Source organism: Phocaeicola dorei, assembly GCF_013009555.1.
In the GTDB taxonomy this organism is placed as follows: domain Bacteria; phylum Bacteroidota; class Bacteroidia; order Bacteroidales; family Bacteroidaceae; genus Phocaeicola; species Phocaeicola dorei.
The window spans coordinates 852,087-866,350 of the sequence record NZ_CP046176.1 but is presented as its reverse complement, the minus strand read 5'-3'; the positions used below and the strand labels follow the sequence as shown (position 1 = coordinate 866,350).

At 44.6% G+C, this 14,264-nt stretch carries 10 protein-coding genes; 4 read left to right on the top strand and 6 right to left on the bottom strand.

Annotated features, from left to right (window positions below; all coding sequences use genetic code 11):
- The first annotated feature begins 115 nt into the window (after positions 1-115).
- Positions 116-553 carry a hypothetical protein gene (locus GKD17_RS03320; RefSeq protein ID WP_007836243.1) on the top strand — a complete coding sequence of 146 codons (438 nt, stop codon included), beginning with the start codon at positions 116-118 and terminating at the stop codon, positions 551-553.
- 55 nt (positions 554-608) lie between these two features.
- Here the strand turns inward: GKD17_RS03320 and GKD17_RS03315 are convergent, their stop codons facing one another.
- From GKD17_RS03315 to GKD17_RS03300, 4 genes are all read right to left on the bottom strand, one after another.
- A complete protein-coding gene (locus GKD17_RS03315; protein ID WP_007836245.1) occupies positions 609-6,287 on the bottom strand; it encodes an alpha-2-macroglobulin family protein in 5,679 nt (1,892 codons plus the stop codon).
- Positions 6,288-6,399: 112 nt separating this feature from the next.
- Positions 6,400-7,338, bottom strand: a complete 939-nt coding sequence (locus tag GKD17_RS03310; RefSeq protein ID WP_032936376.1) for a HipA domain-containing protein — start codon at positions 7,336-7,338, stop codon at positions 6,400-6,402.
- Complete coding sequence (locus GKD17_RS03305; protein WP_007836249.1) at positions 7,338-7,673, bottom strand: HipA N-terminal domain-containing protein; 336 nt, start codon at positions 7,671-7,673, stop codon at positions 7,338-7,340. Before GKD17_RS03305 ends, GKD17_RS03310 begins: the two co-directional genes overlap by 1 nt.
- Positions 7,670-7,885 (bottom strand): helix-turn-helix transcriptional regulator, encoded by a 216-nt coding sequence (locus GKD17_RS03300; RefSeq protein WP_007836250.1) that lies wholly within the window; start codon positions 7,883-7,885, stop codon positions 7,670-7,672. The genes GKD17_RS03305 and GKD17_RS03300 overlap by 4 nt, the downstream gene beginning before the upstream one ends.
- Before the next feature lie 914 nt (positions 7,886-8,799).
- Between GKD17_RS03300 and GKD17_RS03295 the strand changes: the two genes are divergently transcribed.
- Positions 8,800-9,267, top strand: a complete 468-nt coding sequence (locus GKD17_RS03295) for a nucleoside deaminase (protein WP_007840695.1) — start codon at positions 8,800-8,802, stop codon at positions 9,265-9,267.
- 65 nt (positions 9,268-9,332) lie between these two features.
- On the opposite strand, the gene GKD17_RS03290 is transcribed toward GKD17_RS03295, so the two are convergent.
- Both GKD17_RS03290 and GKD17_RS03285 read right to left on the bottom strand, forming a co-directional pair.
- Positions 9,333-10,793 carry an aminoacyl-histidine dipeptidase gene (locus tag GKD17_RS03290; protein WP_007836257.1) on the bottom strand — a complete coding sequence of 487 codons (1,461 nt, stop codon included), beginning with the start codon at positions 10,791-10,793 and terminating at the stop codon, positions 9,333-9,335.
- Positions 10,790-11,794: a lysylphosphatidylglycerol synthase transmembrane domain-containing protein gene (locus tag GKD17_RS03285; protein WP_007836258.1), complete on the bottom strand. Its 1,005-nt coding sequence runs from the start codon at positions 11,792-11,794 to the stop codon at positions 10,790-10,792. The genes GKD17_RS03290 and GKD17_RS03285 overlap by 4 nt, the downstream gene beginning before the upstream one ends.
- Before the next feature lie 98 nt (positions 11,795-11,892).
- Between GKD17_RS03285 and rsmA the strand changes: the two genes are divergently transcribed.
- Complete coding sequence (gene rsmA, locus GKD17_RS03280) at positions 11,893-12,735, top strand: 16S rRNA (adenine(1518)-N(6)/adenine(1519)-N(6))-dimethyltransferase RsmA (protein WP_007836259.1); 843 nt, start codon at positions 11,893-11,895, stop codon at positions 12,733-12,735.
- Positions 12,736-12,766: 31 nt separating this feature from the next.
- Positions 12,767-14,107, top strand: a complete 1,341-nt coding sequence (gene mgtE / locus GKD17_RS03275) for a magnesium transporter (protein ID WP_005845823.1) — start codon at positions 12,767-12,769, stop codon at positions 14,105-14,107.
- Positions 14,108-14,264: the final 157 nt, after the last annotated feature.

Sequence of the window (14,264 nt, the reverse complement as noted above, 5' to 3'; positions counted from 1 at the left end):
TTTTTAGATAGCAAAGATAGACAAAAAACATCCTTTACCCATTTTTTCAGCCTATAATTTATTTTATCTTATGAATAACCTTTATCTTTGTCCCGCATTAAAAATCAGATAAATTATGAAAATAGTAAAACATTACTGGTTCATTGCCATTGCATTGATTACAATGATAAGTTTTTCTTCATGTGAAAGCGATGAAGAAAGAGGATTTGATATTTCAGGATTATACGGTAAGACTTGGTGGGGCGAAATGGGATTTGAGGACCCATACGGAGAACGGCTTTACAGTTATATTACATTCACCTCAGGTGCTTTCCCGGATCATGGTGTAGGTACGGAAGAACGCTGTTACTATGATGATGAACTTTATAGGGTATATAAGTTTGACTGGGAAATTCAAAACGGTTGGTTATATCTATATTATTCAGATGGTTATACATTTATAATTGAATATCCATCCGTTTCAGGCCGCTATTTTTATGGCACGGCTGAAGATGGTTTTGAAATAAGATTAGAATGGGTGGACGGCAGAAGCATAAGAAAAAAAGTAAGTTAGCAAGCTAACTTACTTTTTATGAAATCACACAACTAATTCCAGACATCCTGTTTCTCTATTCCACCATCACCCGATATCCTCCCGTATGCCCTCCGAATTCCGGAGCATAAGCAGACTGAACAGTTGCAATTCCAGCCTGATATTCTCCTGTCCGGTTCACATACACCTGATACTCTATCACATAAGTTCCTTTTCTCATCTGATCGATAAAGAACTGGGTCGAAGCATCTTTGGTAGCCTGATAATATCCCAGCCCGTTGCTCCAACGAAATCCCGAAACTGCCTGTAACGGTTCCATACAAGCTGCACGGTCATCCTTGATCTGAACAAAATCCATATCACGGTCAGCCTTCACAGTCAGGCGAACGGTAATCTTATCGCCAACTTTCAATGGAGCTGATTCATTCAAAGCCTCATCCCCTTTATATAATTGACGGCTGACAGACAATCCGTTTCCCTGCCCGCTAATTTGATCCATACTTTCCAGATATTGGGCATAAACGGCTCCCCAACCCATTCCGGCTCCTTCTTTATCCACCCTTATTTTCTTGATATTCATCACATCACCGGACATCGTCTTCTTGATATAACCGATGGCATCATCTGCCGGAGTCCGGATCACTTCTTTACCTAAAGTAATCTCTACTCCTCCTGTATTTGCCAATAAATCCGAAGTTCCTGTAGCCATCAATACATACACCGCATCAGCCGTAGCTATCGGCGTTTCCCAAGTCTGTGTCTGTTTCTGCTTCAACAGCCAGCGTTTCATTTCATCAATAGCTTTCGTATCTTTTGTTATACGCTGTATAGCTTCCATAGCAGCCACTTCAGTCGGAATTTTATAACTGAACCATGAATATCGGGCTTTAGGAGTATCAAAGTAACGCCCCATTTCATCCGTCACAACAGAATACTCCATCAATGACTGCATAAACAACTTGGCCTCTGCCACCTTACCGGCTTGCTGCAAGATGATAGCTCCCAACGCCTTTCCATAAATCGTCAGTTCTTTTCCCTCACCGGACAACTTGTCTATGAAATACCGGTTCACCTTTTCATCAACCGGAGCCTTGCCATCCAAAGCGCAGATATACAAATACCTGAGAACCTGTTCTGACGGACGGATACCGACAGCCCCTTTCTTTTCAGCTTCTTTCATAGACTTATACTCTTCGGCAGCCTGCTTGCCTAAATACTCGAACCCTTTTTGAATCATAGGCTGCATCCGGCTGTCAGCATCCTGAGGAGTCAATGCATTCAGCCGGACAAGCATTTCCATTACCTGAGTGGTTACATAGCGGCTGCCTTGCATACCTTTATACCAACTCCATGCGCCATCTCCATTTTGCAATTCTCTCAGTTTCTCTACAGAAACTGCCAGTCCGCTGTTCATTGTATTCAGGTCAAACAAAGTGGCGATACGCTGTTTTTGTTCGGCTTCATTGGTAGCTTCTGTCAGCCAGGGAGTTTCAGCCAGCAGGATATTTTTCAGTTCCTGATTCTTTTGCAGATTGCTCATAAAAGTCTCCTTTGTACCACCTTGAGCCTTCCAGCTATCAAAGACTTGCTTGATACGGGGATTTTCTTTGACTATACATGCAGCCAATGAATGGGCATAATAAGCGGTAGCCCAGGAAAGAGCATCTTCATTCTGAGGATTAGCCACTACAGGCAAAGCCTGCACGGCATACCAAGCCGGATGGGCAGTAAATTCTACGGTCAACCGTTGTTCGGAAGCCGTTTTGCTATGCTTGTTAAACAGATTTTCCAAAGAGAAAGTATGCACACCTTCCCCATTCACGTTCAGAGGAACGGTTTCCGTCACCCACTGTTTGTCTGTCAGAACGGGAATGTAACGCTGTTCTCCATCACTGAAGGTATCTCCATCCGCTACCATCCGGCATGCCATTACCGCATATTTGTCACTCACTTCAAAAGCAAAGTTCACATGCCCGGTTTCTCCTCCCTTCATATCGAACTTCTGTTTTTGTGAATAGAATACCTTTTCTGTTTCCGGATTAAACAATTCCATGCGGACAGTCCCTTTCACCCCCTTGTCCGACAGATTCATCAGTGAAGCGGCAATATTCGCTTTATCTCCCACGCGGACAAAACGGGGCATATTAGGTTGAAGCATAAATTCCTTGCTGGCAGTAGCGGTAGCTTCTATTTTTCCATAATCCACATTCTGGGTATGTGCCAAGCCCATAAACTTCCATCGGGTAAGGCTCTCGGGCAATACAAAGGAAATACTGACTTCACCTGTTTCATTGGTGCGGAGCTGTGGATAAAAGAATGCCGTTTCCGCAAAGTTTTCACGTATCTGTATATCACCTGTTTCTGCCAGTTCTTCAGAACTGCCCATTTCTGCCTTTTCCTGTGCAGACGTCTCTACCATTTCTTCCTGGAGCACCATATCAGTAACAGCCTCCTGGTTCATCACAGCATTTGCGGCACTCCTGCCTCTAATCTTCAAAGCTCCTGTAAGAGTGGCACGAGGACTGCCTCCGTAACCTACCACCACAGCCTCCATTCTTCCTGTAGATGGAATGATCAATTCACTATATTCCAAAGGAACCGCACGGAACCTCTTCAACGGGAAATCAACATACAAATAAGCATTCCGCATATAGGATGTATTCCAATAAGTCAAAGGAACCACATAATGAAAGTCCACTCCAAAGTCCAGCTTATGTGCACTATAGATTTTATCCAGAGAAGCATCATACATGGTAGCCAGCATTTCAGCCTCAGCCGGACGTCCATCCGGATAAAGTACCGTCAGTTTCCATTCCTCTTGCTGTCCCGGACGGAGTTTGTCACGGAACGTAGTCCATTTCAGCTGCAACTTCTTCTCAGGGGCCGGTTTCATAATCCGTGCATTATGACTGTAAAGTCTGCCGTCTTTCACAAATGCCATACTTACCAGAATGCCGTCACCATATTCCTTCTTATAAGGGAAGCGGAAACTGATCACCGAGTCCGAAAGCTGTATACGTTTGCTTTCCAAGCGCTTATTGCCTGCAAACACATCATAAAGCAGATAGACATTCTTTTCGCTGCTACCTATATATATAGTAGCTGGAGATGCTGCATCAAATTCCAGACCATCCTGATAGAACCAATCCGTTATCACGAAAGGCGGACGCTTGTCGTTCAATGAGAACAAAAGGAAATTCTTAGATGCCGTACACTCTCTGCCTTGTGTATCCTTAGCCGAAAGCTTCAAACGATAATTACCGGAAGGCAGGGCATAAATAGCCTCAGGAATAAAACTTTTGTTAGCTTCCACCGTACCGGTCAATACCTTTCTGCCTTCTTTTTCCTGACCGTCTTTCTGCTTCTCCATCTCGACTACCTGATAAGTAACCGGAGTATCTACCGGCTCACCCGAAAGATTCATGGCTGTCAGTTTTATTTCCAACTTCTTTTCTTTAACCCAATTATCGGGCAGATTATCCATATTCAGCACCATTGAAGTGCTTCCTAAAGGCAATGACAAATTAGCTTGCTGTGTCTCACCTGCACCATCCGTCACATCCGCCTGTATGTTGTACGTATAATACCACAACGGAGATTCTCTCCTGTCCGAGTCTATTTCAAAATGCACCGGAACGGTGAACTTACCATCCGCATCGGTCATTGCCTCTCCCTCCCAACGGGCTGAACCTCTGCCCATAAACCGCCAGAACCAAGCATAGGAACGGGATATATTATAGTGTACCCTGGCATTCTGCACAGGCGCACCGGCAAAAGTCTTTGCCATACCCGCCACTTCTATAGAGTCACCCACTTGATACTCCACTTTCACGGGTTCAAACGTGACATCAAAGGTGGGACATTTATATTCTTCTACCTTAAAACTGACAGAAGTATCGGCCGCACGCAAGCTAAAATAACCGGTCAGGCAAGGAGAGGGCAAAACAAATTGTCCGCTGAACGAACCAAAACCATTCGTCCATACTTCTACTTTTCCTGTTTCATTATTATTCGCATCATATAGGGATACCGTATATTTTTTATCCGCAAGCACACGCGTAGAATCCTTTTCCATTTCATAAGCCAAGCCGGATACATATACGGTTTGACCGGGACGGTAAATGGATCGGTCGGTAAATAATTGCAAAACTTCTTTTTTCTTGCTCTCTTTATAGTAATAATCGTTTTTCCAAAGATTCAAGATGGGCATCGCATTATCAGCCGCCGTATGTGCATTATACCAGTATTTGTTACTATTCAGGAAATCCAGTTTCAAAGTACCCTGTTTATCCGCCTGATAGGTCTGTTGAGGAGAATAGCCTCCTCCCTTCTCCGTATAAATGGTTACTTCCGCCTCAGAAACAGGCTGTCCGCTCACTGCATTTACCACCACCAGTTCCAACGTACCATCCGGCAGAGGACGATAAATGGTCTTTAAAGCGGTGACATTCATTAATGTTCCGTCCGAAACGCCCTTCTTCCCATCGGGCACTGCCTTTAAGAAATAAATTCCCGCTTGAGGAGCCTGTATGGTCAGGGTGGTATCGATATTCAAATAATCTGTAGTAGGTTTCAAAGAAAAATGCTCCTCGCGTTGCAAACAGGCATATTTACTTTCAAAATGGGTGGTTCTGTTCTGCAATACGGCAGAGGTAACGGGTAAATTCACCTTATATAACTGCAAAGTGATGCCGATAAGGTTTTTATAATTTACTTTCACCGACTGCTGTTCACCAGGATAAGCCGTAGCTATTTCCAGTGAAAGGCTTGCATTCAGAATTTCCTTTTCTATATTCTTCAGTTGGTTGATACCTTCGTAACGGGGGTATCCGGCTATTCCTTCACGAACTATCCGCAAGCGCTCTACCTGATTATTTTGATACTGTAGGAATTGTGCCAAAGCCAGATAAGCTTCAGGGACTGTTTTCACAGCCGGATAAGTATGAATCCACTTCCGGAGTTCCTGTTGGCATACGTCATTCGAGAAGTTTCCGGAAAAATTGCGGTACAGGTAATTCAATGCATCCACAGCGGTCAGCAACCAACCCTCGCGCTCCGTTTCCGTATCATATGCTTTCAGCAAGGACTGATAAGCCTGCATGACAGCTGCTGTCAAGTCACAATCAGAGACAGGAACAAACTGATAAGTAACAAACTTATCCATATCCGTCATATCCGCAGGCAGACTGTTTGTCTGATTTGCTTTAGCAGCCGCCTGCCACCTGTACTGCTGCATGATTTGTATGGCACGACGTGCCAACAAGTTGTACAGATTATCACGAAAATACCGTTTACTAGCCTCTCCCACTCTCACCATAGATCTCAATTTCTCGACCGGGACAAGCAATAACCGGTCTTTATCCTTGAGAGAGGCCTGCAAATAGCCCAATCCCTTTTTTACGTCGGCAGACATGGCCATTTCACCCAGAATGGAATACAATATAGCTTTGTCTTCCACACTGCCGGTTTGGGAAGCCCATTGTTCCAAACCATTCATATCTACCTTCAAGCTATCGGGAGTTAAAAGGGAACGGTACTGCATGGCAGTGAGATAGGCTTTCATCATTTGCGGTACATTCTGTTCCGCTTTTGCTTTATCGTAGATTTTCATTGCTTTGGAAATGACCGATTGGGGCAGATCCTTTCGTTCCAACACCTCCAGTTCTTTCCACAAATTGTCATAGGTTTGTGCCTGTATAGGAGCAAATACGCTCATTACCAGTAACACTATCAAAGATAAATAACGAATTTTCATATCTACAATCTTTTAGTTCATACTAAGTCTTCTGTAACAAAGAAACGAAATAGATGTTTAAAGACTGCATACGTTTTAATTAAAATAACTAAAACAGAAAAGGAAAGATCTTTCAGCGCAGCCAAAGCAGACGTTGCAGCACCAGTCTTTTATAGGGTTTCTTCATGTCTTCGGGCAGGAAGGAAACATCTATCAGTTCCATCCATTTAATGATGGAACGTCGGAATTTCCGGGCGATGTTCTCTATTACCTTGCCACTGACCCCCGATGCGATTATCGACTTCTCGAAATCGCTTCTCCATATTTTCCTTTTTTTCCCATTAAGAGTCAATGCCAGTTCCTCCGTATCCTCGGGCATGACAATAACCGTGGACAGCAAATCGTATGCAGGCGTCAGACTATAGCCCATCCCCGTGTCATACAATGAAAAGTTCTTCAAGTGCATATCCGAGTTTCCCACAATCCACGAGAACACCACCACTTCCCAGAAATTCACCAGATCAAGCTGCGGCACTGCAGAATACTTCTTGATAGTCTTGGCTATCTGCTCATACGAGCCCTTATATTTGTATTCGGTGAGACGTTCCGTCAACTGGCACATGTCCTCCATGGCAATCTTTCCACCATCCGGGCGACGGTCTATGCGCCGGGTGATGTATCCCAATTCGCCATCGGCAAAACGCACCAACCCGTGGGGAACCACCGCTATTTTGGCTGCTTCCGCCATGTGCATGGTCAAATCCTCCAGCTCAGGTAATGCCCGGTAAAAATCAGTCTGGGGCTTTAAAATAAACTTTCCCCACAAGCCCACAATAGTAAAACGGTCCGGCTCGTTCTTTCCGCCGGGATTCACATCGAGCGACAATTTGGCCTGCACACCTGTCAGCGTAATCTGTGCCCTCACTACCTGTTTGGCCAGTTCACCTATTTCACTCCGTACGTAAGGCAACTGAGGCGCCTGACGAGTACCGAAAAGTTTCCGGGCACAAGCCGGATGATAGTCCACCTGTCCTTCCTTCAGTTCCTTATAACAATACAAACACCTTTCCATCATGTTTCCGGTTTATCAGGTTCATCCTCTACTACACTTACTGCCCCGATGCAATCCTTGCAACAGGCCAGCAACAGCGACATACGGTCGCGCCGGTTTATCTTCCAACTGTTTTCGGCAATGTTCAGCAACCATCCTTCGGGTATCAGGCCGTCAAAGAACGGGAACAAGACGGTGTCGTGATAGGGTTTGTCCGTCAGTGGCAGTGTCAGACTGACGGCTTCCGCCTTGCCGGAACGCAAGAATCCGGCATCATAGGCAAAGGTGAAACCATTCTCATCTTCCGTCAACAACCCTGCATAGATATCATTCAAGTATATTTTTCCCCTTCTCATGCGCTATGCTCCTTTCCTAAGGGCACAGCCCCTACTTCATGTCCGAAGAGGGCAAGCACCTGGTTTACCTTGTCTATCCGCAAAGTCTGCTTTCCTTGCTCCAACTCGCGCACAAAGCGAAGTCCCACTCCCGCCTTAGCTGCCAAATCTACTTGCGTAAGTCCGAACCGCTTACGCATTTCTTTTACAAACAATGACAATGAATCACTCATAATTACACCCTTTAGGGTACAAATATAGCAAAACCAGCGATAATTACACCCTAATGGGTATAATTTATTGGTTTCTTTCGTATAATATACCCGAAAGGGTGCAAAGTATTAGCCCGGGCCGACGCATTACGGAAAACCAGGAGTATTCAGCAAATTTGTGATACAAGAAAAAAGGAAAGGAAAATTCCTTCAAAAGCTTCAGCCTCTCCGCAAACCCTTTGCCAGTGGGCATTCCGGCTGAAGAATTACACCAGAAAATGCTTCAGCCCGAAGAAAAATCCTTCAGCCGCACCCTTTGGGAGTATGCATACTCCGCACAGACTGGTTCCCCAATGCTTCAAAAGTCCTATATCCAGGCACTTGTCACCGTATCGCACCCCTAAATAAGCAAACTGACACAACCGGAAACATATTCTCTTTCATCAGGATAAGTTTGTATTTTCCGTCCATCACCTAGGTAAACACGCCATCCCACTCTGGTGAAGATCCGTTGTCACCTGTGTGAAATGGCTGCTTCACTAAGGTGAAGCAATAAAGCCATTACGGCACAAAGCAAACTCTTCCTAATAGTAACATCATTTCCAACAGGCATAAAAGCACTAAAAAAAATGAACTTACACACAGACACATCCCGAACAGCCAAAAACTGAAGCTTCCATAATCGGGCTGAAGAAATTTCCAAAGGCAATCCTTCAGCCGCTTCGCCCTATTGACGGGCTTTTGCGGAGAGGCTGAAGCTTCTGAAACAAAAAACAGGGCAATGTCCCCGGAGGCACTGATAATCACCTCAATGGTAGCAGAAACCGACAAGTGTACACATGAAGCGGCAACTTCCGAATAAAATAAGCCCACTCCCGCAGTATATAGCCGGAAATATTGTATATTTGCTCTGTACAAAAAGAAATAGAACCACTATGAAGAAAGAAGAATTAATGCGGAAAGCCATTGAGCTTTCTATAGAGAACGTGGCAAACGGCGGCGGACCCTTTGGAGCTGTAATTGCCAAAGATGGTGAAATCATTGCGACCGGAGTCAATCGCGTCACTTCTCAATGCGACCCTACCGCCCATGCGGAAGTCAGCGCCATCCGTGCGGCGGCAACCAAACTGGGAACATTCAACCTGAGTGGGTGTGAAATTTATACTTCGTGTGAGCCGTGTCCTATGTGCCTGGGAGCCATTTACTGGGCACGACTGGATAAAATGTATTATGCAAACAACAAGACGGATGCCAAGAATATAGGTTTTGATGACTCTTTTATCTATGATGAGTTAAGCCTGAAACCTTCGGCACGCAAGCTGCCCTCCGAAATTCTTTTGGCGGAAGAGGCAATAAAGGCATTCCAACAATGGACAGAGAAAAGTGACAAAGTGGAATATTAATTAATAGAAAGGCGCGGACGAAATCCCTATCGTCCGCGCCCGAAATCTTTATAAGATCTTAAAGACTATTCTTTTACCGGCGTATTTTCCAACGTAGCTACTACGAAATCATAGAACTTACCTACAGAAGGAATAAAGCAGCGTTCATCCGGTGAGTGAGGAGAACGCAAGGTAGGGCCGAAAGAAATCATATCCAAGCCGGGAACTACCGCACCGATGATACCGCATTCCAAACCGGCATGAATCACTTTCACAGCAGGTTCTTTACCGAATTGTGCCTGATAAGACTCCTTCATCGCTTTCAGAATAGGAGAATCCACATTGGGCTCCCAGCCTGAATAACCACCTGAACGGGTCACTTCCATGCCTGCCATAGAGAAACAGCTTTCCAATGCAGTATTCAGATAATCCTTCATCGAGTCACGCGAGCTACGGGCCAATATCTTAATCTCCGCCTTACCACCGCCTATAGAAACAATAGCCAGATTAGAAGAGGTTTCTACAGTATCGGGGATAGTAGGAATCATACGCATTACCCCATTTTGACAAGCATAAATGGCATCCACCAGATTATCTTTGATTTCATCGGGAACCATCATCTTCGGCAATTCCACACGTTCTGCCTTGAAGCTGATCGGAGTTTCGTGTACATGATACTCTTCATTCCACAATTCTTCGCACTCCTTCACATAGTCCAGTACGTCCGCTTCTTCATCAGCCGGCACTGTAATAACGACTTCACATTCACGAGGAATCGCGTTACGCATATTGCCACCTTGCCAGGAAACCAGGCAAGCCTCATCGTAAGTTATCACCTGATTCATGAAACGAGCCATCAGCTTGTTAGCATTGGCACGTCCTTCATTGATTTCCAATCCGGAATGACCACCGCGCAGCCCTTTCAAGGTAACTTTCAAAGCGATGTCAGCCGGATCTGTTTCCACTTCTTTATATTCCAACACAGCTGTCAGGTCTTCTCCGCCTGCACAACCGATATACAATTCTCCTTCTTCTTCCGAATCCAGATTCAACAGAATATCACCGTCTACCGTTCCCGGCTTTAAGCCGAACGCACCAAACATACCTGTTTCCTCGTCGGCAGTAATCAGTGCCTCCAACGGACCATGTTTCAGCGTTTTATCTTCCATGATAGCCATGATAGCGGCAACACCCATACCATCATCAGCTCCCAAAGTCGTGCCTTTAGCTTTCACCCAATCTCCGTCAATGTAAGTTTCGATAGGATCATTTTCAAAATCATGCACTGTATCGTTATTCTTCTGAGGAACCATGTCCATGTGTGCCTGAAGAATCACCTTCTTGCGGTTTTCCATCCCCGGAGTGGCAGGCTTGCGATAAATGATATTACCGGCTTCATCCTGGAATGACTCTACGCCTACACTTTTTCCAAAGTTCAGCAAGAACTCTTGAACCTTCTTCAAGTAGCCCGAAGGACGGGGAACCTGAGTCAATGAATAGAAATGCTTCCACACATTCTGCGGAGCGAGAGAGAGAATTGTACTCATAACTTCTTAGTTTTATTTGTGAACGGCAAAGCCGCTAATCCATATATACCCAACAAAATTAATAAAAAAGTTTGTATTCCATGCACTAATAAGGCAAAAATTCCCGCATCTTCTTTTCCTACTCCATAGAGCATCATCATCGTTATGACAGCAAAATGCCACGGACCCGCCCCATTAGGAGTCGGAACCACTACCGCAATGCTACCTACGGCAAACATCACCAATCCTGCCATCACACCTAAATCATCAGAAAAATCGAAACAAAAGAAGGAAACATAGAATTGCAGGAAATAGCAAGTCCAAATGCCAACGGTATAAAGAATGAACAGAGGCATCCGCTTTACATGACGCAAAGACAGCACACCCACCCACACATTATGGAGAATGCCTTTCACTTTGGCAAAGACCGTCACATTCCTGATCAGAAAAAAGGCCAGTACCAATACAGCCAACACACAGATGATAGTAATATAGAAATGCCCCGAAGTAAAGACCTGTGCCAAAACCGTGGTATCCGTGCCGGTTTCTTTAAAAAAAGTATCGAACACTCTTGCCTGCATTATAAGAGTTACCCCTGTAATCAACGACACACACAGCGTATCAATCAACCGTTCCGCAACCACCGTACCCAGCGATTTGGAAAAAGATGTACCATCATATTTAGCCAACACCCCGCAACGGGAAATCTCACCTACACGGGGAACAACCAAGTTGGCGGCATAAGACACAAAGATGGCATACACACAATCGGATGTTTTGGGATACTCGCCCAACGGAGCCAGCGTAAGCTTCCACCGCCAGCCACGAAAAATATGACTAAACACGCCAAACACTAATGACACTAACATCCACCAATAATTCATTCCTCCATCCAAGACCTCCCATACCCGGGAAAAATTGAATCCGTGATACATCCATATCAGTATCGCAGCCCCCAAAAATAACGGAAATGCAATCTGCAAACCTTTATTTATAATCTTTTTTAATCGAGTTCGTTCCAAAATCTGTGTATATTAATTTAGAATGTTTACCTTTGCACGATGCAAAGATACTATCTTAGCGAAATAAACCTATTTATAAACGATAGAAAAATAACGGAATGGGATTAGTAAAGCCAAAAAAATTTCTAGGACAACACTTCTTGAAAGATCTCAGTATTGCAAAAGATATAGCCGATACAGTAGATGTGTGCCCTGACTTGCCAATTTTGGAAGTAGGACCGGGGATGGGGGTACTAACCCAGTTTATTATGCAGAAAAACCGTGCGGTAAAAGTGGTGGAACTGGACTATGAATCTGTAACCTATCTCCGTGAGAACTTTCCTGCCTTGGAAGATAATATCATTGAAGACGACTTTTTGAAACTGAACCTCGAAAAATTATTTGACGGGAAACCTTTTGTTCTGACCGGCAACTACCCTTATAATATATCCAGCCAGATATTCTTTAAAATGCTGGATTACAAAGACCTGATACCCTGTTGTACCGGAATGATCCAAAAAGAAGTGGCCGAACGCATTGCCGCCGGTCCCGGAAGCAAGACATACGGCATTCTCAGTATCCTGATACAAGCCTGGTACAAAGTAGAATACCTGTTCACCGTACACGAACATGTATTCAATCCGCCTCCCAAGGTGAAAAGTGCGGTCATCCGTATGACACGCAATGAAACGACGGAACTGGGATGCAATGAAAAATTGTTCAAGCTCATTGTAAAAACAACATTCAACCAACGGCGTAAAACTTTGAGAAATTCTATTTCTTCCATTTTAGACAAAGAGAATCCATTGAGCGCAGACCTGATTTTCAACAAACGCCCGGAACAGTTGTCTGTATCAGAGTTTATCGAACTGACTAACAGAGTGGAAGCGGCACTGAAAAATAAAACGGATATAGTTTACAGTAACGATATCGCCCGGAAAGGAACAAACAAGAAAGAATAACACCTATTTATTATATTAACGGAAGAGTAGGATGAATAAAGAGGAATTAGAAAAAGTAGAGCAGCTGATCGAGCAAAAAGACTCAGAGCAACTTAAGGACTTGCTTGCCGGTCTACATCCTGCCGACATAGCAGAGCTGTGCAATGAACTGGATGCGGAAGAAGCACGGTTCATATACCTGTTACTGGACAATGAGACTGCCGCCGACGTCCTTATCGAAATGGACGAAGACGCCCGTAAGGAATTCCTGGAAATCCTTCCCTCTGAAACAATCGCCAAACGGTTCGTTGACTACATGGATTCGGATGATGCCGTGGACATTATCCGTGAAATGGACGAGGACAAACAAGAAGAAGTCCTCTCACACATTGAAGACATAGAACAAGCCGGAGACATTGTCGATTTGTTGAAATATGACGAAGACACTGCCGGTGGATTGATGGGTACCGAAATGGTAATCGTAAACGAAAACTGGAGTATGCCCGAATGTCTGAAGGAAATGCGCATCCAGGCGGAAGATATGGACGAAATCTATTATGTATATGTAGTAGACGATGACCAGCGGCTGCGCGGTGTGTTCCCGTTGAAGAAAATGATCACCAGCCCTTCCGTATCCAAAGTGAAGCACGTGATGAGGAAAGAACCGATATCCGTCCATGTAGATACCCCTATAGACGAAGTGGTACAAACCATTGAAAAATATGACCTGGTCGCCGTTCCGGTAGTGGACAGTATCGGACGCCTGGTAGGACGGATTACGGTAGACGATGTGATGGACGAAGTACGTGAACAGGCTGAACGCGACTACCAGCTGGCATCAGGTTTGTCACAAGACGTGGAAACAGACGATAATGTATTCCGCCAGACTACAGCCCGTCTGCCCTGGCTGCTCATCGGCATGATAGGCGGAATAGGCAACTCCATGATTCTGGGCAACTTTGACAGTACTTTTGCCGCACATCCCGAAATGGCCCTCTATATCCCCCTTATCGGCGGAACAGGCGGTAACGTAGGAACACAGTCCTCGGCACTTATCGTACAAGGACTGGCAAACAGCTCGCTGGATGCCCAAAACACCTGGAAACAAATAGTAAAGGAATCTGTAGTGGCCGTAATCAATGCTACTATTATTTCTATGCTGGTATATATCTATAATTTCATCCGTTTCGGGGCAAGTGCCACCGTGACTTATTCGGTTTCATTCAGCCTGTTTGCAGTAGTCATGTTCGCTTCCATCTTTGGGACCCTGGTTCCTATGACACTGGAAAAACTAAAAATAGATCCGGCCATCGCTACAGGTCCGTTCATATCCATCACCAATGACATTATAGGTATGATGCTTTATATGGGCATCACCGTATTACTATCCTGACACGTTTCACTACAGATTACATAGATTGAAATTCAGAGAAAAAACAGATTCACACAGAAACCGGCAAAGAATCACAATAAAAGAGAATCTGTATGAATCTATGTAATCTGCAGTGCATTTATCCCCCTTGATTCTCCTATTTTCTCCACTTTTAAGG